General features: G+C 41.9%; 18 protein-coding genes. 12 read left to right on the top strand and 6 right to left on the bottom strand.

All coding sequences use genetic code 11. The features are described from left to right. Positions 1-11 precede the first annotated feature (11 nt). Together DBR43_RS27830 and DBR43_RS27825 are read right to left on the bottom strand one after the other, a co-directional pair. Positions 12-1,424, bottom strand: coding sequence for a sensor histidine kinase (locus DBR43_RS27830; RefSeq protein ID WP_124586606.1), 1,413 nt, complete (start codon positions 1,422-1,424; stop codon positions 12-14). Between the two features lie 193 nt (positions 1,425-1,617). Then, the gene (locus DBR43_RS27825) at positions 1,618-2,559 is read right to left on the bottom strand and encodes a sulfite exporter TauE/SafE family protein (RefSeq protein ID WP_124586605.1); all 942 of its coding nucleotides are present in this window, start codon (positions 2,557-2,559) and stop codon (positions 1,618-1,620) included. Between the two features lie 212 nt (positions 2,560-2,771). Here DBR43_RS27825 and DBR43_RS27820 point away from each other — a divergent pair, with 212 nt between their 5' ends. Both DBR43_RS27820 and DBR43_RS27815 read left to right on the top strand, forming a co-directional pair. Beyond that, entirely contained in the window at positions 2,772-3,137 is a 366-nt protein-coding gene (locus tag DBR43_RS27820; protein WP_124586604.1) for a chorismate mutase, read from the top strand. After that, a complete protein-coding gene (locus DBR43_RS27815) occupies positions 3,134-4,108 on the top strand; it encodes a hypothetical protein (protein WP_124586603.1) in 975 nt (324 codons plus the stop codon). The genes DBR43_RS27820 and DBR43_RS27815 overlap by 4 nt, the downstream gene beginning before the upstream one ends. A gap of 18 nt (positions 4,109-4,126) precedes the next feature. Here the strand turns inward: DBR43_RS27815 and DBR43_RS27810 are convergent, their stop codons facing one another. The 3 genes from DBR43_RS27810 to DBR43_RS27800 form a co-directional block, all read right to left on the bottom strand. Next, on the bottom strand, positions 4,127-5,491 hold the full coding sequence (locus DBR43_RS27810; protein WP_124587008.1) for an MATE family efflux transporter: 1,365 nt from the start codon (positions 5,489-5,491) through the stop codon (positions 4,127-4,129). Between the two features lie 65 nt (positions 5,492-5,556). Then, on the bottom strand, positions 5,557-6,183 hold the full coding sequence (locus DBR43_RS27805) for a helix-turn-helix domain-containing protein (RefSeq protein WP_124586602.1): 627 nt from the start codon (positions 6,181-6,183) through the stop codon (positions 5,557-5,559). Positions 6,184-6,207: 24 nt separating this feature from the next. After that, on the bottom strand, positions 6,208-6,693 hold the full coding sequence (locus DBR43_RS27800; protein WP_124586601.1) for a DUF4442 domain-containing protein: 486 nt from the start codon (positions 6,691-6,693) through the stop codon (positions 6,208-6,210). Positions 6,694-6,773: 80 nt separating this feature from the next. Here DBR43_RS27800 and DBR43_RS27795 point away from each other — a divergent pair, with 80 nt between their 5' ends. The 8 genes from DBR43_RS27795 to rpiA all read left to right on the top strand — a co-directional run bounded on the left by DBR43_RS27795 (position 6,774) and on the right by rpiA (position 17,984). Next, on the top strand, positions 6,774-7,082 hold the full coding sequence (locus DBR43_RS27795; RefSeq protein WP_124586600.1) for a phosphoribosylpyrophosphate synthetase: 309 nt from the start codon (positions 6,774-6,776) through the stop codon (positions 7,080-7,082). A 138-nt stretch (positions 7,083-7,220) separates the two neighbouring features. Continuing rightward, a complete protein-coding gene (locus DBR43_RS27790; RefSeq protein WP_124586599.1) occupies positions 7,221-8,441 on the top strand; it encodes an MFS transporter in 1,221 nt (406 codons plus the stop codon). 81 nt (positions 8,442-8,522) lie between these two features. Beyond that, positions 8,523-9,419, top strand: coding sequence for an oxygen-dependent coproporphyrinogen oxidase (gene hemF, locus DBR43_RS27785; RefSeq protein WP_124586598.1), 897 nt, complete (start codon positions 8,523-8,525; stop codon positions 9,417-9,419). Positions 9,420-9,550: 131 nt separating this feature from the next. After that, positions 9,551-12,163, top strand: coding sequence for a DNA gyrase subunit A (gyrA, locus tag DBR43_RS27780; protein WP_124586597.1), 2,613 nt, complete (start codon positions 9,551-9,553; stop codon positions 12,161-12,163). Between the two features lie 23 nt (positions 12,164-12,186). Continuing rightward, positions 12,187-13,275 carry a tetratricopeptide repeat protein gene (locus tag DBR43_RS27775; protein WP_124586596.1) on the top strand — a complete coding sequence of 363 codons (1,089 nt, stop codon included), beginning with the start codon at positions 12,187-12,189 and terminating at the stop codon, positions 13,273-13,275. Positions 13,276-13,358: 83 nt separating this feature from the next. Further along, positions 13,359-14,507 (top strand): tetratricopeptide repeat protein, encoded by a 1,149-nt coding sequence (locus DBR43_RS27770; RefSeq protein ID WP_124586595.1) that lies wholly within the window; start codon positions 13,359-13,361, stop codon positions 14,505-14,507. Between the two features lie 109 nt (positions 14,508-14,616). Next, a complete protein-coding gene (locus tag DBR43_RS27765) occupies positions 14,617-17,295 on the top strand; it encodes a glycoside hydrolase family 2 protein (RefSeq protein ID WP_233603243.1) in 2,679 nt (892 codons plus the stop codon). A 2-nt stretch (positions 17,296-17,297) separates the two neighbouring features. Next, positions 17,298-17,984, top strand: coding sequence for a ribose 5-phosphate isomerase A (gene rpiA, locus DBR43_RS27760; protein ID WP_124586594.1), 687 nt, complete (start codon positions 17,298-17,300; stop codon positions 17,982-17,984). Positions 17,985-18,246: 262 nt separating this feature from the next. On the opposite strand, the gene DBR43_RS27755 is transcribed toward rpiA, so the two are convergent. After that, complete coding sequence (locus DBR43_RS27755; protein ID WP_124586593.1) at positions 18,247-19,032, bottom strand: NIPSNAP family protein; 786 nt, start codon at positions 19,030-19,032, stop codon at positions 18,247-18,249. A gap of 213 nt (positions 19,033-19,245) precedes the next feature. Here DBR43_RS27755 and DBR43_RS27750 point away from each other — a divergent pair, with 213 nt between their 5' ends. Both DBR43_RS27750 and DBR43_RS27745 read left to right on the top strand, forming a co-directional pair. Next, the gene (locus DBR43_RS27750) at positions 19,246-20,661 is read left to right on the top strand and encodes a S41 family peptidase (RefSeq protein WP_124586592.1); all 1,416 of its coding nucleotides are present in this window, start codon (positions 19,246-19,248) and stop codon (positions 20,659-20,661) included. A 259-nt stretch (positions 20,662-20,920) separates the two neighbouring features. Beyond that, complete coding sequence (locus DBR43_RS27745; protein WP_124586591.1) at positions 20,921-22,054, top strand: hypothetical protein; 1,134 nt, start codon at positions 20,921-20,923, stop codon at positions 22,052-22,054. The last annotated feature ends 160 nt before the right edge of the window (positions 22,055-22,214 follow it).

Here is a 22,214-nt window from a genome sequence, read left to right as displayed (position 1 = left end):
CTAGTATCGGATTAGTTTCGGCCGGGTAAAGTTATAATAAATTTACTTCCTTCATTCTCCTTACTTTCAACAATAATACTTCCTTCGTGCTTTTCAATGAAATCTTTGCACAAAACGAGACCTAAACCGGTACCTGTCTCATTGTTTGTTCCCAAACCGATCATCTTTTTTTCAATGCGGAAAAGATTAGTCAGGGTTTTATGACTCATGCCCACGCCATAATCAATCACAGAAACGCGGACAGATTCCTCGCCATTACGCTCATTAACCAGGAGCTCTGAATGAACTTCCACGCTTCCAAAATTCGGGGTAAACTTGATCGCATTGGACAAGAGGTTCCGGAATACGGTATGGATCATATCAGCATCGGCAGAGATCGTCAGGTGTTTTGGAATAAGATTGATGATTTCGATGTGCTTATGGGCCGCCACGATTTTTAATACATCAACACTCGTTTGCACCGTATCATGTACATTGAGCAGCATGGGCTTGAAATTCAGCACGCCTGCCTGATTGGTAGACCATAACAAAACGTTTTCCAGCAATTTAGAGCTGTTGTTGAGGCTGTTCTGCAATAAAGAGTACATCTGCTGACGCTCTTCCAGATCGGCCTCAAACAGGCCTTCTTCCAGGAATTTGGTCAACGCGATTGCCGAATTAAGCGGCCCCCTGAGGTCATGCGCAAGAATCGAAAAGAACTGGTCTTTACTTGCATTGGACTCTTCCAGTTTCAGGTTTGATTTAGAGAGTTTTTCATATTGATGCGCCAATACCAGTTTTTGGGATTTGATCAGGCGGTCCTGTCTGAAACGCGTCATGCTGTTGTTCCAGAAGATATAGCCAATGGCATAAGCGACTGCAATCACACAAAGTCCGTCTATTGCGGTGAGCACGATTTCATTTTGGTCTGGCTGGGTGAGGAATACACCGTAACAAAAACAAATATAAATGCCCAGCAGGTAAAAGAAGAGGTATACAGGACGGATCAGTAAAGTCGCTGCATTTAAAAGGCAGGCGAGTAAAAAGGTGATGATGGTTTTGTCTAAGGCCTGATCATACACCGAGCAAAGTGCGCCGCCGCTGGCAAAAATAAAAAATACCAGGTGAGGGTACAGGATCGTTAAAAGCTGATGTTCTTTCTTGGTATGTTTTAACCATATCCCGCTAAGGAACAATACCAGGCTGGCCAGTCCCATATAAACGTTAACGAGAAAGAAGCCATTGATGGGGCCCGTCGATACTGGTTTAATGCTGAAATTTCCGTAGCTGAAATATAAATGGATGATAATGGCAATGGGAATAAATAATCCGGTAATTAAGATTCCCCTGCTGAGATTAGCGGTTCTAACCTCGTCTTCAATGATCATCTGTTCAAGAGCGGGTGTTTTAAAACTGTAAAAAAAGGAGAGGAGAGTCTTTGCCATTGGATACTGCTAGCAAATTTATTCTTTTATTTGACAAATCGCTAATCTTTTGAAAATGAGTTATTCACAGATTTTATTTCCATATTTTGCAAAAGGCACCATTCGCTATTTTATCTAGAAATATTTAAATATAAATAAAATATTTGCCTTAAATAATGCAGATTCTGATTACTTAAGGCAATCCTATGTCTTTTTAAATTAACTTGTCTATTGAATTCCAAATAATTCTCAGGCTGGATAGTATGACAATCACAGCAACACCGATAAACATTTTCTTAATCGGAAGCTTTCCAACCAGACGGGCAGCGATGGGCGCAGCAACAACACCACCGATGATTAAGCCCAATATAGATTGCCAGTGACTCACACCGAGAATAAAGAAAAAGGTAATCGCACTCGCCATGGTGACAAAAAATTCCGTTAAGCTCACCGAGCCGATCACATACTTGGGTGTCCGTCCTTTAGAAATCAGCGTAGAGGTTACCAAAGGGCCCCAGCCGCCACCACCAAAGGAGTCCAGAAAACCTCCCGCACCGGCCAGCCAGCCTGCACGTTTTACTTTTTGAGGCTTTGGTTTTTCCTTAAAGGCATTGCTTAAAATTCGAATGCCCAGTGCAAGGGTATATATAGAGATCACAGGTCTGATGTACTGAGAAAAAGCTTCGCCGGCATAACCCAGCAACAATGCCCCTGCAATTGCCCCCAATACGCCGGGAATCAGCAGGGTCTTGAATAGTTTTTTATTTACATTCCCGAAACGATAATGACTAAAACCGGATGCACCACTGGAGAACATTTCTGCGGTATGGATACTGCCCGAGATAACGGCAGGGTTTAGACCTCCGGATAACAGCAAAGTGGTAGATACCACACCATAGCCCATTCCAAGAGCGCCATCTACCATCTGAGCAAGAAAACCAACCAGGAGCATCCAAAGGAACTTTTCGTCCATCTCTGCATAGACCTCTTTTCCGAAAGCCACTACAGTTTCATAACTGAGGTAGGTGCTGATGGCAAATCCGATAAATAAAGCCGCAAGAAGGAAGAGGCAGAAGTAAGCGATGCGTTTCCACTTTTTTTCCTGAGATCTGCTTTGCGATAAGGTCAGGCCAATATCGTTGTCTTTTAAACTCATTGTTGTTGTTCTTTTGAAAATTTGTTTTAGCTCAGGAAGTTTATAGGTTAGCTGTGGCGTCTGTTAACACGCTACAATTAATGTCTATAGAATTAGTAGGCAATATTATATTAACTTTCTGAATAAACAAAATTATTTAGAAAGATTCTCCCGCATTTCTTTGATAATGCCCCGATTGTCCCTTATCATTGCTTTTTAATCTGCCTGTTTTTATGATAAAATCAATTTGTTCCATCGGCATTACCCTGGCCATCTGCCTGTTGTTTTCCGGAATTTCTTATGCGCAAAGCAATGATCCGACCTTAGCCTTCCACCGGAAAAAGATCGATTCTCTGGATCAGAAATTGATAGCGGTTTTAGCGGAGCGGGAGCGGGTGGTAAAAGAGGTGGGCATTTATAAAATGAAAAATAACATCCCTGCACTTCAGAAAGGGCGGTTCAAACAAATCCTGGAAAAGAACATCAAAATGGGAGCAGAGGGAGGCCTTTCCGCAAAACTGATCACCAAAGTGATGAACGCCATTCATGAAGAGAGTTTAAGAATTGAACGTGCAGTAAAAAAAGAGGAAACACCATGAAAAGAATCAGTGTATTAGCAGGAGTACTGTTGTTTAATCTCGCAGTTCATGCACAAAAAAGTGCATTTCCGGGTCGTTATAACGGCTCTAAGATGGAGATTGCACAGGAAATCATGATTTTGCCGGATGGCCGTTTTTTGTTTTCCCTGAGCTATGGCTCTGTAGACCGCATGATCGTAGGAAAGTGGACGGAAGCGGGAGGGAAGCTGAGTTTAAAAGAGGAAAAAGCAGTCTCCGAGCCTTTTCTGATCTTCGGCAGGCACAACGACAAAGCAGAAAAAGGGAAACTTTTCACCTTTAAAGGTTATGCGGAAAATACTTCGGTTGCGCTGAGCTTTGAGGATGCTTTTGATGCAAATGCCTTCCAGCTTTTACACCTCAGGGATCAGTCGACTTTTAGCAGGAGCAATTCCCTGAACATAACTTCCAGACCCGTAAATAAATTCTTCCTTTCTAAAGGCGTTTACGGCCCCTCAGAAGAAGACAACAATGTGGTTTACACCTTTGTACCCGCTGCCAGCTGGAACGATTTTATCTCGTATTATAATCCTCAGGCAGAAGTGCCTCCGGTTAACTTTCAGGCCGTGTTAAAAAACGACAGTCTGTTTTTAGCGGAAGAAGGTAACGGAGAAAGCTATTTTGGAGTAAAAAAAGAATTGTCCAAAGAGATCAACCTCAAAGAATTTGACCGCTATTTTTTAAATGCAGGAGTACCCGATTCCTTGTCTTTACCCGATAGTACCGGTGACCGCCATAGCTATCACCAGCTGAAATCGACGGAAAACTTTAAGTCAAAATTGAATATTCCTGACCATGACGCTTATTTTAAAAGAGAAGATGAAGCCGGAGATCCGGTAACTGATCAGGTGCAGACAACCACTGTTCCGGAGGTATCCATACCTGCCCCGCCAAAAGCGACCGTTCCCAAGAAAAAGACGATAAAAAAAACAGTTAAGAAAAAGGCCCTTTAAAGGGCCTTTCGTTTATGGTTAAGATGCTTTGGAAATCAGCAGCCGGGTTTTATTCTGAAACCTGAAAAACAACAGGATCGAAGCCGTCAGCAGGCCAAAAGTAAGGCCATACCAGATTCCATTGACACCTAAATCAAGCTTAATGCCCAACAGGTATCCCAATGGGATTCCAATCACCCAGTAAGCAACAAAGGTGATAAAGGTGGGAACATTGACATCGCCAATTCCCCTTAAAATGCCCAGTCCAACCACCTGAGTCCCATCAAACAATTGAAAGAACCCGGCGATAATCAGCAATTGCGCGGCAATATTGATCACGGCACGATCCTCAGTATAAATGTAAGGAAGCAGGTTATTGGCCACAATAAATAAAATGGCCGTCACACTCATAAAGAGAATGATCACATGATAACTCGCTATGGCGGATTGTCTGAGGTCATTGAAGTTTTTCTTCCCAAAGTTGTTGCCTGTTTTTATGGTGGCTGCTGAAGCAATTCCACTGGCCATCATATAGGTCACAGAAGCCAGGTTAATCGCCACCTGGTGCGCGGCCTGTTCTACCGCACCAATCGTTCCGATCAGGATGGCCGCACCACTAAATGCACTGATCTCGAAGGAATATTGCAGGGCAACAGGTGCACCGATTTTGACAATTTTAAGTGCCCTTACTTTATCAAAGAAGGTCAGCTTAAAGCTTTTGATATAGGCCTTGAAATAAGGGGACTTCATCACATAGATGGACATCACTGTGGCCATCAGGCAACGGTCGATCAGCGTACTTAAACCTACTCCATTAACACCCATTGGCGCAATTCCAAACATTCCTTTCACGAAGATGATTCCGAGAATGATGTTCAGCAGGTTTCCCCAGATGGAAACAAACATGGCCTGTTTCGTGAATCCCAATCCTTCGGCAAACTGCTTGAAAGTCTGGAAAATCATCAGCGGGATAATGGAGATGGCAAGGTAACCCAAATAAGGTTTGGCATAGGCCACCACTTCAGGAGATTGTCCGATATGGTCAATCACGAGCAAGGTTCCCAAATGGACGAAACCATAGAGCAGAAGCGAGGTCAGGAAATTGATAATCAGACTGTTTGACAGGAGTTTCCCGCATTCCTCGTAGTTTTTCCTTCCATTTTCCTGGGCCATCAATGGCGTTAAACCATAAGAGATTCCCATTCCGATCACGAGGATGAGCATGAAAAGACTGTTTACCAGCGATACTGCCGCGAGTTGGATCGTTCCGGCAAAATGCCCAACGATTACACTATCAGCTAAATGGACAAGTGTATGCCCCAATTGTGAAACCACAATAGGCATAGCCAGACGTAGGTTGTCTGAATAATAAGGTTTATATTTTGAATAAAGTTTACTAAGCATTTTTGCAAAAGTCGGCATTTCCGACTTCATTTTTAGGGGATGTAAAATAATTTTACATCCAGTTGTTATTGTATTGACGTGAAATATTCTTCTTTTTCAGAGGAATGAGGCTGGATGACACCGCTAATGATCAGGCTAACCAGTACTTTCTGTGCTTTTTTATAGGAACTCCGGGTGATCTTGCTGAACTCCTTCAGGGTGATGCGTCCTTGCTGACCAAGGTATTCAAAGAGTTTCTTTTCATCATCCCGGTAAGTGATCAGCTGTCCGTTGGGATCGCCGCTTTTCTTGATCACATCGACAATGATTTTACTGGCCAGTAAGCTCTTGTCCTGCACCCTGAAATAGACCCACCATTTCTTATTTTCATCTAAGGCATAATGGGGTTTCGTATCACTTGGATGAATGGTCACCACGAGTACCAGTTTATCGTCTACATAGATCTCCTCGAACTCGGGTTCTATCGCCGGCCGGCAAAACTGATGCGCAGATTTGGTAATCATGTACCGCTCTTCATCTTCGGATTTTACCCCTTTGATGCTGCCGTCGTCGGCCACGCCAATGAGCAGCTGTCCTCCTTTATTATTGGCAAAAGCAACGAGGCTTTTCGCGATTTTTTCATTGCTGTTAATGGTTTTCTTGAAATCCAGGGTAGTTCCTTCGCCTTGCAGGATGAGTTTCTTGATATTCATTGGACTGTGACTTAAACATACAATTTAATAAGCAATGCGTGGTTCTTCCCCCTGATGCAGGTTCCGGACATACACTTCATTCATGACCGTTGCGCAAAGCTCGCCCTGCGCATTGGTAATCTCCATCGGATAAGCTTTTACAAATTTACCCGCAGTATTTAACGCTTCAATGGCCTCATTCAGCATATCGTCGCTAACGGTAATGGTAAAAAATAAATCTCCCCGTCCTGGCTTCAGGTATTGGATAGAAGCACTTTTTAACCAGACCCGTACTTTAAATCCCTCACGTTGAAGCAACTGATCAAACAACAGGGCGTAAAAAGGATCTGTAGCGGCATAAATGGTCCCTCCAAAGATGGAACCGTTATAATTTTTATTGAAAAGGCTCTTATTGATCTTTACATCCACTCCCCGAAAACCTTTATGGAATTTCTTTACCCATATACGCTGGAATAACAAAGGAGGGTAAAAACAAAGGCCCCATTTAAGGGTTTTTTCTGATACAACCATGATGCTTAAATATCAGAAAGTTTATTGAACTATGAAATTTTAATGTGGTTAGTAAAGTAATTTTTTAGTAAATTAGAGCTATGTATGTATATGACACCGTTACTGCCGCTGTTTCAGATCTCGAAAAAAGAGGTTATGAATATGATTTCACTTTAGGCCCTGATTATATCGAATGTAAGGCCATCGATATGCAGCTGATGCCGGAAGAGTTTGAGATCGATGAATTCTATCGTTTTGAAGGAATGAACGATCCTGCAGACAGCGCGGTGATCTATGCGATTTCCTCGCCGGTGGGCAACCTGAAAGGGGTAATGATCGATGCTTATGGGGCCTATGCGGAAAATGTCTCTCCCGAACTGCTGGATAAACTGAAAATGCACCACGATTAAACAGCAATAAAAGATACTTAAAAAGGTTTTATAAAGAGTGGCCAGGTCTGATGATCCGGCCATTTTTCATTTAAATCAGAATATTTTTCATGGGTAATTAAATTTGTTTGTACTTTCAGTCCACCAACAAACCTCCAAATGACTACTGAAAACAATAACAAAAGCGTATTTCTCCTGGTACTGGTCGCAGCTCTCGGTTATTTTGTCGACATCTACGACCTTCTTTTATTCCTGATCATAAAAAACAAAAGCCTGGCTGCGCTGGGCGTTCCTGCTGATAAAATTACCGAAACCGGACTGAGCCTGATGAACTGGCAAATGGCAGGTTTGCTGATCGGAGGGTTTTTCTGGGGAATCCTGGGTGATAAGAAAGGCCGTTTATCTGTACTTTTTGGTTCTATTCTGATGTATTCCATTGCCAATATTGCCAATGGCTTTGTCACCAGTATCCCAATGTATGCGGCATTACGTTTTATTGCCGGTATTGGACTTGCCGGGGAACTGGGAGCGGGCATCACCCTGGTCTCAGAGAGCATGAGCAAAGAAAAGCGTGGCTATGGAACGATGCTGGTGGCAGGAGTGGGCCTTAGTGGTGCTGTTGCAGCCTATGTTGTCGGTGATCTTTTTGAATGGCGCAATGCTTTTTTTATTGGTGGCGGACTGGGCATCGTGCTTTTATTACTGAGGATCGGTGTTTTTGAATCCGGAATGTTTAAGAACATGGCAAAAAAGGAAGTTTCCAAGGGCAATTTCATGATGCTGCTGACGAGGAAAAGAGGATTCAAATACCTGAACTGTATCCTGATCGCCGTGCCGGTCTGGTTCGTCGTAGGGATCCTGATCGGAATTGCCCCGGAATTTGGAAAGGCTTTACATGCAAAAGAAATCTTTGACAATGGGAAAGGGGTGATGTTTGCCTATATCGGGATTTCTCTCGGAGATTTCCTGACGGGTGCCCTGAGCCAGGTTTTTAAAACGCGTAAGAAAATTGTCTTTATATTTTTGACCCTGACCTTTGGCAGCATGCTTTTATACCTGCTGAGCAGCGGATGGACGGCTACAAAATTCTATATTTTCTGTTTAAGTACGGGGATCTTTACCGGATACTGGGTGGTATTTGTGACCATGGCCGCTGAACAGTTCGGCACCAACCTGCGGGCTACGGTAACCACTACTGCCCCAAATATGGTGCGGGGCTCACTGATCCTGGTGACGATGCTGTTTCAATGGCTGGCAGGAAGCATGGGAATTGTAAATGCAGCGCTATGCGTGGCGGTGATTACCGTGGGCATGGCTTACATCGCGCTTTATCACCTGGAGGAAACTTATGGACGGGACCTTAATTTCATCGAGGAATAGTGTCAAAAAAATGTACTATCTCAACTTTTGGGCGGAAGGCGCTTTTTTAAAGGTTAACTTTGAGCTTAAGTTTTAAAGAAAATGGGGTTTAAAGATAAAGTAGTTGCCGCTTACCAGAAAATTCAGGATACGATTTGCGAAGGTCTGGAACAGGCCGACGGAAAAGGACGTTTCGAAGAAGAATTATGGAGCCGCGACGGTGGTGGTGGCGGCAGAACCAGGATTCTGCAGAATGGAAATGTAATTGAAAAAGGCGGCGTGAATTTTTCCGCTGTACATGGTAAATTACCAGATGCCATTAAAAAGGCTTTTAAGATCGAGAGCGATGATTTCTTCGCTACGGGCGTATCTATTGTTATGCACCCGAATAATCCTTTCGTGCCTATCATACATATGAATATCCGCTATTTTGAGATGGATGATCAGACGAGGTGGTTTGGCGGGGGAATAGACCTGACACCGCATTATGTAATTGATACGGATGCACGGTTTTTCCACCATTTGCTGAAACAAACCTGTGATGAATTTGACAGTGGTTTTTATCCTAAGTTTAAAACGCATGCGGACGATTATTTCTTCATCAAACACAGAGAAGAAACCAGGGGCGTAGGTGGCATCTTTTATGATAAACTGAAGCCTGAAAATACCGGGATGGATTTTGACAGGTTACTGGAATTCTCGGAGGCTGTAGGAAATACTTTCCTGCCGGCTTATACCGAGCTGATCGACAGAAACCGGGATACAGACTTCAGCGCGGAAGAACAGGAATGGCAATACCTGAGAAGATCGAGGTATGCCGAGTTTAATCTGGTCTACGATGCAGGAACAAAATTTGGCCTGGAAACCAACGGGAGGATTGAATCCATCCTGATGAGCCTTCCTCCAATGGCGAAATGGGTGTATAATTATCAGCCAATTCCCGACAGCCCTGAAGCTTACACCCTGAGTAAGCTGAAAAAAGGCATTGAATGGGCTTAATTCGCCTTTTTATACCCGAAATTTATACGACAAAATTTTTCCACAATGCGCCTTAATGGCGCATTTTTTATTAAATTCGCAAGGTTATAAGAATACCACGTTTAAATCGTTCTTAGGGAACATTACTATTTATGGCAGAAGATTTAGAAAATCAAGAAAACGACAAAATAATTAAAATCAATATTGACGAGCAGATGAAGTCTGCTTACATCGATTATTCGATGTCGGTTATTGTATCAAGGGCTTTACCCGATGTTCGTGATGGATTAAAACCAGTACACCGCCGTGTTTTATACGGTATGCTTGACCTGGGGCTTGCAAATAATAAACCTTATAAAAAATCTGCCCGTATTGTTGGGGAGGTATTGGGTAAGTATCACCCGCATGGTGACTCCTCTGTTTACAATACCATGGTTAGGATGGCTCAGGAATGGAGCTTAAGGTACCTGATGGTAGAAGGACAGGGTAACTTTGGATCGATCGATGGTGACTCTCCGGCAGCAATGCGTTATACGGAGGCCCGTTTCCAGAAGATCGCAGAAGATATGCTTGCGGACATCAACAAAGATACGGTAGATTTCCAGTTAAACTTTGATGATTCCCTGCAGGAACCAACGGTTCTTCCATCAAAAGTTCCAAACTTACTGATCAACGGATCTTCAGGTATTGCAGTAGGTATGGCCACGAATATGCCGCCACACAACATCACTGAAACCATCAATGCAACGATCGCTTACATCGAGAATAACGAGATCACGATCCCGGAACTGATGAAACACATCAAAGCACCGGATTTCCCTACAGGAGCCATCATTTATGGTTATACAGGAGTTCAGGAAGCTTTTGAAACTGGCAGAGGCCGTATCGTAATGCGTGCGAAAGCAGAGATCGAAACCAATAAAGACCGCGAAACTATTATCGTTACTGAAATCCCTTATCAGGTAAATAAAGCAATGATGATCGAACGTACCGCTGAACTGGTAGGTGAGAAAAAACTGGAAGGAATTTCTAACATTAAAGATGAGTCAAATAAGGATGGTATCCGGATCGTTTACGAAATTAAACGTGATGCGAATGCCTCGATTGTATTGAATAACTTATTCAAACAAACCGCCTTACAGACCTCATTCAGTGTGAATAATATTGCGCTTGTCAATGGCAGGCCGCAAATGTTAAACCTAAAAGACCTGATCCGTCATTTCGTTGACCACAGGCATGATGTAGTGGTCCGCAGAACCAAATTCGAATTGGCAGAAGCGAACAAAAGAGCACACATCTTAGAAGGTTTGCTGATCGCTTTAGATCATTTAGATGAGGTAATTAAATTAATCCGTAGTTCTGAGACTCCTGAGGAGGCAAGAACAGGTTTAATGGAGAAATTTGGTTTGAGTGATATTCAGGCCAGAGCCATCTTAGACATGACCTTACGTAGGTTAACAGGACTGGAACGCGATAAGATCAAGGATGAATACAATGAGTTGATGAAACTAATTGAACATTTACAGGCGATCCTGGATTCAGAAGAGCTAAGAATGCAAATCATTAAAGATGAGCTGGTAGAGATGATGGAGAAATACGGAGATGAGCGTAGAACTCAGATCGTACATTCTGCAGAAGACATGAGCATGGAAGACTTTATCGAAGATGAAGACGTAGTGATCACGATCTCTCATGAAGGCTATATCAAACGTACTCCGGCTACAGAATACCGTACCCAGGGCAGAGGTGGTAAAGGTTCTAAAGGAAGTGATTCGAGAAATGAAGATTTTATCGAGCATTTACTGGTAGCTTCCAACCACAACTATATGTTGTTCTTTACAGAATCAGGACGTTGTTTCTGGTTAAGGGTTTATGAAATTCCTGAAGGATCAAGATTGAGCAAAGGTAGAGCAATCCAGAACATCATCAACATTCCTAAGGAAGAGAAAATCAAAGCATACATTAAGGTAAAGAACTTGAAAGACCAGGAGTACCTGGAAAACAATTACATTATCATGTGTACTAAAAAGGGAACGATTAAGAAAACCTCTTTAGAAGCATATTCAAGACCTCGTGTAAACGGTATCAATGCCATTAACATCAACGAAGGAGATCAGTTATTAGAGGCGAGCTTAACGACCGGTTCAAGTGAAATCGTGATGGCTTTACGTTCCGGAAGGGCAATTCGCTTCAATGAGGAGAAGGTTAGACCAATGGGCAGAACGGCTACAGGTGTAAGGGGAGTTACCCTTGCGCATGAGCAGGATGAAGTAGTTGGCATGATTGCTGTTGATGATCCTAATGTAACGATCCTGGTAGTTTCAGAAAAAGGTTACGGTAAACGTACTGATATCGAAGATTACCGCGTTACTAACAGAGGTGGTAAAGGTGTTAAAACCATTAGCGTGACTGAGAAAACAGGTGCTTTGGTAGCCATCAAGAACGTAACGGATGCAGATGATTTAATGATCATCAATAAATCCGGTATTGTTATCCGAATCGTTGTAAGTCAGTTGAGGGTAATGGGAAGAGCAACTCAGGGTGTTCGTCTGATCAACCTGAAAGGAAACGATGAAATCGCTTCAGTAGCTAAGATTGAGCATGAAGATGAAGAAGTGGAAGAAACGTTGGAACTGGACCTTAATGGCGAAAGCGTAGTGGTAACTGATGCCCTGGCAACAGAAGAACTTGCTGCTGAAGGAGAAGAAGAGGAAGAAGAGGCGGAGGAAGAAGACGATGACACCGAAGAAGAAGAAGAAAATTAAATTTTTGACCATAAATTAACAAGATGAAAAAAGTACTTTTTAGTATGTTATTGGTAGGTGTAGCCACCTATGCAAATGCGCAAAAAAGTGAAGTAAACGAAGCGAAGAAAGCATGGGCTCTTTTGGCAATTGCGAAGTCAGAGACTTTAGCTGATAACCTTAAAACGCTCAATACAGGCTTGGCGCACACCGACAAGGCGATTGCGCATGAGAAATCTAAAGGAATGCCTGAGGCATGGTCTTACAGGGCTTTGTTCGCGTCCAGAATTGCATTGGTAGACTCAGTAGATATCAATAATGCTAAAGCAAATCAGAAAATTGCGGAAGAAGCAATTGTTCAGGCTAAAGCGGTAGATACTAAAGGTGATGAGAAAGACAACATTCAGCAAGCTGAAGTAAACGTGAGCAACGCGTTGAGAAACAGAGCGATCTTTGCTTTTAACAAAAAAGATTTCGCTTCTGCTTTAGATGCTTTCAATGAAATCACAGCTAAAAATCCTCAGGATACTTCTATGTATGTAAATGCTGGAGTAACGGCTAAGGAATTGCAAAACTATCCTGAAGTTGTTAAAAACTTCAAGAAAGCAATTGATTTGGGTTACAAAGATTCTAAAGTGCTTTACTCTGAAATCGTGAATGTTACTTTCGATAAAATGAAAGACAGCGTAGCAGGTTTGGCAATTTTGAAAGAAGCAGGAAGCAAATTCCCTGATGATTCTTATTTTATCGGTTTGGAGACTGACCTTTACATTAAGTCGGGCGATATCGCTAAATCTCAGGAGATGTTAAACAAACTGATTGCTAAAGATCCTAAGAATGCAATCTATCAGTATTTAATGGGTGATACTTATTACAAACAAGCTTTGGCGATACAAACGCAAAGAAATGCTTTAGATCCTAAGAAAACTAAAGAATTCAATGCACTTGGTACAAAAATGACTGGCCTTATTGACCAATCAGTTCCATTCTATAAAGCAGCTTTGGCATTAGATCCAAAAAATGAAAACGCATTGGAAAACCTAAAGATCATTTATGCATTTAAAGATGACAAAGTGAACTATGAGGCTACCAAGAAAAAAATAGATGAATTAAAAGCAGCAGCGAAACCTTAACCGGTCTAATTGCGATTAAAAAGGAGGGGTAATTTTTATCCCTCCTTTTTTTTTATAAGTTTGTAAGCAGAACACGTTTTTATATGAGGAAGATCTATTTATTTAATGCTGCATTTCTGATTTTATGGAGTGCCAACCCTGTTTTTTCACAGACCAGTCAATTGCAGATCGCCAGAAACAGCGTAGGAAAACTGCAAATTGCGATCGGTAATAAGGAGGATGCAAAAAAGCAGTTAAGTATATTAGGAGAAGGGATTAAAGCTGCAGAATCAGCTCAGAATGATAAAAAGACAAAGAAATGGCCGGAAACATGGGCCATCAAAGCTTACCTAAGCTCTTACGTTTCTATCATTGACACAGATGTACCTAATTCCGACAGGTACTATAACCTGGCCATCGAAGCCATAGACTCGGCAAAAAGACTGGACAAATTTCAGGCAAATTCCCAGTTAATATCCGCTTCAGTTTACAATGTCAACATCAAGAAACAGGAAAAAGGCAATATAGCCTATGCGAATAATGATTTCTTAACCGCTTATGAGCTGTTAAAGGAAGTCAGCGATTTTTTTCCAAAGGATACCACATTAGCCATCAATACCGGACTGGCAGCCCAAAATATTCAATCTTTTGATAAAGCCCTGGCTTATTTTAAAAGAGCAAAAGACAATGGCATCAAAAATCCGGTCGTATTTCAAAAACTGACGGGCATCTATGCTTCGAAATTTGAAAATGAACTGGCCATAAAAACACTGGAAGATGGGATAAAAGCCAATCCTTACAATGTTTTCCTGACCAACGACTATATCAACCTGCTGTTGGATACGGAAAAATACAGCGAAGCCATCAAGGTTATAGAATCAACTTTAAAAGTCGAAACCAATAACAAACTGTTGTATTTCCTTTACGGATACCTGTATCAGAACAATGGGAACAATAGTACTGCAGAGCTTGCCTATAAGAGAGCATTAAAGATAGACGAGAATTATTTTGATGCGCTTTATCAGCTGGGGCTTGCTTATGTCAACTCGGCCAACGAAGCATTGAAATCCCGGAAAAGCGAAGGAGCTCCAACATTCAGTTCTTATATCAACAGAGCAGAAGTAGCCTTGTTACAAGCGCATGAAATTAATCAGAATGACAAATCCACCGTGCAGCTGCTGATTGACATTTATACCCGAAAAAACAGACTGGATAAAGTTCAGGAGCTAAAAAGTAAACTGGAAGAATTCTAAGCTTTCCAGGCTCCGGATATAAATATTTTTTGTTCGCACTTAAAATATTTATATCTTGATTGCATTCTATTGAAACGTTTTAGCATTACATAACTTAGCTGATTTCATTATGCAATTCAACCGCTGTACCGCATTTTTATGCCTGATTACGCTGTGGTGTCTAACCATGGCCCAGGCTTTCGCTCAAACCCATAAGACGGAGCCTGCTGCTGCGCTTTCCGGACCTTCCAAACAACAATATGAGTTAAACAGCGGCTGGTTGTGCAGGAATGTAAAAGAAACCAGTGGGACCGGAGCGGAATTGTCCCGCCCGGATTTTTCCGTTAAAAACTGGATGCCTGCTACGGTTCCGGGCACCATATTGACCACCTTACTGAATAACAACAAAATTCCTGATCCTTTTTATGGAATGAACAATACAAAGATCCCGGATGTATACCATACCGGAAATGATCACTATACGTATTGGTTCGTCAAGGATTTTGAGGAAAAAGCCATGGGCAATGAACAGGTATGGCTGGAATTCAGAGGTATAAATTATAAAGCAGAATTGTTCCTTAACGGCAAGAAAATAAACAGGGAAAAACTGGAAGGAATGCATTTGCGCCACCAGTATAACATTACGGCTTTGCTGGCTGCCAATGGACGTAACCGCCTGGCAGTGATCGTATCCCCACCGGATTTTCCCGGGGCACCTAACGGAGGGCAAGGTGGAGATGGAACAATTGCCCGTGGGCTGACCACACAATATACCGCCGGCTGGGACTGGATTCAGCCAATCCGGGACCGGAACACGGGAATCTGGGATAAAGTAAGCATCGAAAAGACCAGGGTGGTAAACCTGAAAAACCCGCACATCGTCACACTAGTACCGGGAAAGCGTCTTCCGGAAGGACCGCAACAGCCTGCAGTAATTAAGGTTTCTGCGGAGCTGGAAAATCCGACATCCGGAACCGTGACCGGCTTTCTGCAATATAAACTCGCCGGTCAGCTGATTCGTAAAGCCGCAACTTTACTGCCCAATCAGACAACGACGGTGTCCTTACCAGATTTCATCCTGCAAAATCCAAAGCTCTGGTGGCCAAATGGCTATGGAAAACAGGATCTATATGCAGTCAAACTGAGCTTTGTATCCAATTCCAGCGAATTGATGGATGAAGAAAGTGTCAATGTGGGTGTCCGTCAGATCGACAACATCTGGAATGAGCATACCCGAAGCATGGGGGCCTATGTTAACGGACAAAAGATTTTTATCAAGGGTGGAAACTGGATCATTTCGGATGCCATGCTTCGTTTCAGCGATGCGCGTTATGATGCAGAGATCCGCTATCACAAAGACATGAACCTGAACCTGATCAGGATCTGGGGTGGTGCAATTACGGAAAGACCTGAATTTTACAATGCCTGCGACAAATATGGTTTACTCGTATTTCAGGATTTCTGGTTCAGTGGAGATTGCAACGGACGTTGGGTAGACCCAATGAAAAAAGACGATCAGTGGACCAGAAGAAACTATCCGGACAACCATAAGCTTGTGCTCACAGCCGCCGAAGATCAGATAAAGATGATCAGAAACCATCCTTCACTGGCATTCTGGTGTGGAGGAAATGAAATTACACCTCCGGATGATATCCTGCTTCCATTAAGAGATGAGATCCTGCCAAGACTGGACGGCACAAGGAAGTTTTTCGATTTCTCAAACAGTGATGAAATGTCATTTAATGACCTTGGAGGAAATGGAGACGGACCTTATGGCATTCAGGACCCGAAGAGTTTCTGGGGAAACAGGACCTTTCCCTATAATTCGGAAGTGGGCTCAGTGGGCGTTGGAGATTATGTTTCCCTTCAGCGGTTTATCCCTGAAGAAAACCTGAACGCCCCACAGTTTAAAGGTAAAGTGGATTCCGTTTGGAATTACCATAGATATATTGGATATGATGAACACATTGATCCTTATGGAAAGCCTAAAAATGCCAAAGATTTTGCGATGAAAGCGCAACTGGTAAATTATGAGCAGTACAGGGCCTTGATGGAAGGTTATTCTTCACATATGTGGGATTGGTATACAGGTTCCATCATTTGGAAAACGCAAAACCCATGGACTGCACTTCGCGGACAGATGTACGATTATTACCTGGACGTAAATGCCTGTTTATATGGTTTAAGAAAAGGAGCTGCACCTTTACACATCATGATGAACCCTCTGGACAGCATGATCAGTGTGGTTAACAATGGTTTTAGCACCCGTCGTAACCTGATGGTGCAGGCGAGTGTATATGACATGGAAGGGAAGGATTATTTTTACAGTCAGGCTTTTAATGAGGTAGGTGCATCTTCAGTAAGAAAACTCTTCAAGATGGACGATTTTCTGAAAAAGCTGGATAAAAAGGAGGGGGTCTTTGTTTTGTTGCGTATTTTGGATGGTCAGAAAGCCATTCTCAGTGAAAATATTTATTGGCTTCCGGGAAAAGATGGAAACTACAGTGGTTTACAACACCTGAAAAATGCGGCACTGGAGGTGAAAGCAACAGTCCTTGCGAAAGGTAAAATAACGGTGAGCCTGAGCAATGCAGCCGGAAATCCGGTAGCCTTTTTTAACCGTATTGCCCTATTGAACAAGGAAACAGGCAAGCGGATTTTACCGGCTTTTTTTGATGACAATTACGTAAGCGTTTTACCCGGGGAAACGAAAAAGATAACAATAGAGTATACAGATGAACCTGGCCTGAAGAAAGCGCTGGAAATTTACGGATGGAATGTACAGGAACAAAAAATAGACGTTAATTAAGCATGACAGATTATAAATTAATAGCAGCAGAAGCTTGTTTACAATTTCTTAAACCAGGACAAACCATAGGAGTGGGGGCTGGAAGCAGTATTTCCCATCTGATCGGATTCATCAGTCAGCATCCCGAATTCTCTGAAAGCCTGGTTTTTGTTTCTTCGTCTTTTAAAACGAGAAGTTTATTGCAGGAAAAAGGACTCAAAGTAACGTTGTCGTCGATGATCAATGAACCTCTGGACATTTATTTTGACGGCTGTGATCAGTTTGATGAAGAGCTGAATGCACTGAAAAGCGGTGGTGGCATCCATACAAGCGAAAAGATTCTGGCCGCTATGGCGGAAGAGTTTATTTTAGTCGGTGACGATTCAAAAATGGTGTCAAAACTGGATCATACGTACCCTGTAGTGGTAGAATTGCTTCCTGAAGCCCTTACAGCGGTGCTAAACCGCTTAAAATCAGCTTATCCGGGCGCAAGTATAAAACTCCGGACAAGTGAGCAAAAAGACGGCTTAGTGATTTCTGACAATGGAAATCTGCTGGCCGATGTGCTTTTTGAAGAATTACCGGAGATTGCTGGGCTCAATTCGAACATCAAAATGATTCCAGGAGTTGTAGAACATTCTTTATTCTACAAGATGGCAACTAAAGCTGTCGTGGCTGGTAAACAAGGAATCAGGATTATAAATCGCTAAAAAAGATCAGGCTGTACAATTTGCCTAAATAATAAAGCCAGCTAAGTAGTTTAGCTGGCTTTATTATTTTATCTAATGTCCAACAGGATTCTTAAATACGCGTATACATGAAGAGGGTTAGATTAAAGTAATTAATGCGTTCTGAAAATGGATAGATTAAAGCATAGGGTAGGTATTCAATAATACTACTTAACATAATATTAATTATGAGACAATAGTCATATTACTAATTCAGAGGGGGATTTACCTTGAAAACACCAAACTAGACTTGCGAATATGGTGTGGGAACCAAAAACGTATTGCTGATTTTAGATATGGTATTTGCATACTGAGGATCTGACACCAATTTTTTCCATTCAGGATCTGCTACAAAAGCCGACCATCCTTTATCACGTTCTTCCATACTGTTACAGGTGATCAGATATGTGAGTCTGGGCAATTTGTCGCCGGCGATCACTTCGCCACAGAATACAGGATTTAATTTCGCTCTTTTAAAAATTGGAAATTCTCCATCATGGAACATTTTAATTTTTCTCCTTACAGCATCTTCACTATAGCCTTCGTAGGTTCTCAATTCAAATATCCGGGATTTACCTGCAGGAACAACGATTTTAGGCCAGCCGTCAAAAGCCAGCATCAGAGATGTCGTAAAACGGCTGTATAAGGATTTATCAGCAGAGATGCTGTTGTATGTAGCACTATTTCTATTGTAATCTGAGTCGGCTTTGACTTTTGTATTCACCGAAAGGTAATTTTCAAATGAAGAATACGTGATCAGCAGATAAAATTTTGCAGGTTCAGACGGCGTCCAGTCCTTAAAAACACCGACTTTTTTTACGCCAAATTTATTCAATGCAGGAATGAGTGCGGTCTTAAAATAGTTTTCCAGCTGTCCCTGGTCGGCCCCAAACCGCATTTCATATTCACGCCACTCATATACTTCTTTTGCTGTGGTTTGCCTATCCCCTGCCGCTATTACAGGGTTACCGGCTACTGCTATACCTGCGGTAACTAACATGGAGGATTGGAGGAATTTCCTGCGTTGCATAGTGATTATGGTTTTGAAAAGTAAATTGATTCGTATGACAATGTTTTCAGAACAAAGGACTTAGATGTAATAAATATATATATAATATTCCATTTCAGAAACTTTAGATTTACAGACATTTGATTATTTTCCTGTTAAACTGCAACGAAACGTTTTAAATGGTGTCTTAATACATAGATTCAATAATTAGGTACTACGCAACCCTTAAAAAAAATGATAAATTTCCGATCCCTTTTCAGTATCTGCCTGCTTCTGATCAGTTTTTGCGCTAATGCTCAGCAAAACTTCGAAAAACTGCTAAAAAACACAAACTGGATACAGGATGGTTATGACAGGTGCTTAAAGATCGGTGATTCGACCCGCTACACTTATTACAACATCAACAGTGTAGCTTGTAAAGCTTTAGTTGAAGGCAAACTGAGTGAAAGGTTCAAAATCATTTCATTAAAGAAAAATGAACTGATTATGAATCCCGGAGGGATTGTAAACTATGTTTTTAGGCGGGTTAAAGCTTTACCTTCTATGTGTAGTCGTCCTTCCGCTCCTGCAAATTCCTACGAAAAGAACTTTAAGGTATTCTGGGAAACCTTTGATCATAACTATGCTTTTTTCAAAGAACGAAACCTGAATTGGAAACAGGTGTACGACGAATACCTGCCAAGGGTAAAGAAAATAGGCACTCAGAAAGAATTCGCTGATATGCTGGTAGAAATTCTCAAAAAAATCGGCGACGGTCATATCAGGATGGAAATTCCGGATGCGCTGAAAACGAAAGCAGTTGCAGCAGCAGCTTCCGAAATCAAGCCCGTTGCCCCGGTTGTAAAACATACGTTGAATGATGTGCTCAAAGACCTGCAGGATGGATATTTGGATGATGCCCATTCCTATAATAACGGCGTCATCAGCTGGGGAAAGTTAAAAGACACACAAATGGGATATATCCTTATTAAGGACATGAACGGTTTCGCCAACTATATTTCTGAAACAGAACAACAGCTTCCAGGTTTTGCCAAAAATTACGACAAAATCAAGGCATCCAGACCAGCACTCGATCAATTTGATGATGAAGACCGGGGCGTCAAAATGATCATGGAAAAAATCTTAGCTGACATTGGACAATCTGATTCCCTGGTGATCGACCTTCGTTTCAATGGTGGCGGGTTGGAAACGGTAGCCTTGAAGTTGCTGAGCTATTTTGTGACGGAAAGTAAGCATGTGCTCTCTGTAAAAGCAAAAACTGCACAAGGCAGTACAGCGATACAAAAATACTTTTTGCAGCCGGCAAATGCCGGTTATAAAGGTAAAGTCTACCTGATCACCGGTCCCAATACCGCAAGTGCGGCAGAAATTTTCAGCCTGGCCGCCAGTCAATACCCGAACATCAAAACCATAGGTTCGAGAACTGCCGGGATCTTTTCAGAAATCTTATGGAAAGAACTTCCCAATGGATGGGAATTTAGCCTGTCTAATGAAACTTATATGGATCCAAAAGGAAAAACTTATGAAGCAACAGGCATTCCGGTAAGTTATGAAATGAACTACCCAGGAAACCGGCGGGATTTCTACAACGGTTTCTATACCGGAAATCACTTTGCCGACCTTGCACTGGACAAAATCTCCGAAAAATGAGCTAAAAAAGGCCTGATTTTATTGACTCAAAATCAGGCCTTTAGCGCCCCTATTCCAAATCCTCAACCTATAGCCCCTACTCTACGCAAAACACGCTTAAATCTGATGTTTACAAATTGTTAACTTTTTGACAAAATTTCTATATTTATTGACATAATTTATATTATTTATTTTTATTAAATAATTAATTATATTAATATCATATTATTTAGTATTTTGCGTTTTTATTAGAAAATAAGTAAATCATCCACCTTCCCCTATGAAAAATCATTATTTTCTCTTTTTTATGTTGACAGCGATGTTTATCGCATGTAAAAAAGCGCCAAAGCTGGCAGAAAAGACAGACCCTCCAGTGGTGGTTGTCCCAAAAGATACCACTAAAATTGTTTCCACTAAGACGATGAAAATCGACTCCATCCGTAAAGCTTTTGCACTTAGAAGCAGCAAAAGCATTTTTAATACCATTTCAGACAGCGTTTGGAAGGATAGCACCGGAATCACCTTCCTCGTAGAATTGAGGGATGGCGAGACCTCTTCTACCTTCAGTTTAGGTCCGGTTGTTGATGAACGTCAGCTCTTTCCCGGCTCATTGATCAAAGGAAAATCATTAGATGACTTTAGCTTTACCCCATTAACAGGATATGTCCTGGCACCAGTAACGATATATTCAAGTGATTACAGTTTTGATATTCTCGAAAATGTAAATGCCTCAAAGAAAGTAATCGATGATTATATCAAAAAACAACTGGAACGTGCCGGATCCAAACAAATCAATTCAGCCCAATACAGCAGTGGACAGCCTTTCGGAAATTATGGCGAAATATCTTTGTTCTCCTACTATAGCTGGGACTTCTCCAGCCTCCTGAACCTTAAACCCGGAGAGCACAGGAAGATCAAAAAGAAAAACGGCCTCTATTCTACGGTGACCCTGTCCTTATTCAGTGTTACGGCAGAAACACCTATGACCGGGCATTTCTTTGGTCCGGGAGTTAACCCCGCCAGCGTTCCGGATCATCCTCTGATGATCATAGATGTTACCTATGGCAGATCCGCACTGATTGCCTTTGAATCCGATGCCCCATATAACGACATCCAATCGGCATTTAACCGGATGATGAATAAAACGGCAACAGCGAATGACCTTAGCTTATTTCAAAATGCAACCATCACAACTTTTGCACGTGGTTTTAAACCTGATGATATGAACCAGCTTAAAAATGCGAAAGGCGCGGAGCTGGTGGAACGATATCGGATAATGGTCGAAGCCGGAGGCAACAGATCCGCTAATGAATACGGCGTTCCAATACAATTAATTCTAGGTAAAGCGTCGGAGATTAGTGCCCCGTTTTTTAAGCACAAATCTAAACACCGCCTTGATTACCCGATCAACTAATCTTAAATGTAGAAAAACATTCGTATTCCCCGGGTAATCATTATCCGGGGAATACTTTTTTTAGATCAGAAGCAAACTCAGTTAATATTCTGACAGGTTTTTGTTATTTTGCATCAAACAAAGTTTTATGCAGATTTTACAAATCATGGCATAGTTGATG

It is taken from the genome of Pedobacter sp. KBW06 (assembly GCF_003852525.1).
In the GTDB taxonomy this organism is placed as follows: Bacteria; Bacteroidota; Bacteroidia; order Sphingobacteriales; family Sphingobacteriaceae; genus Pedobacter.
The sequence above is the reverse complement of the archived record's forward strand: the minus strand, read 5'-3'. Positions and strand labels throughout refer to the sequence as shown.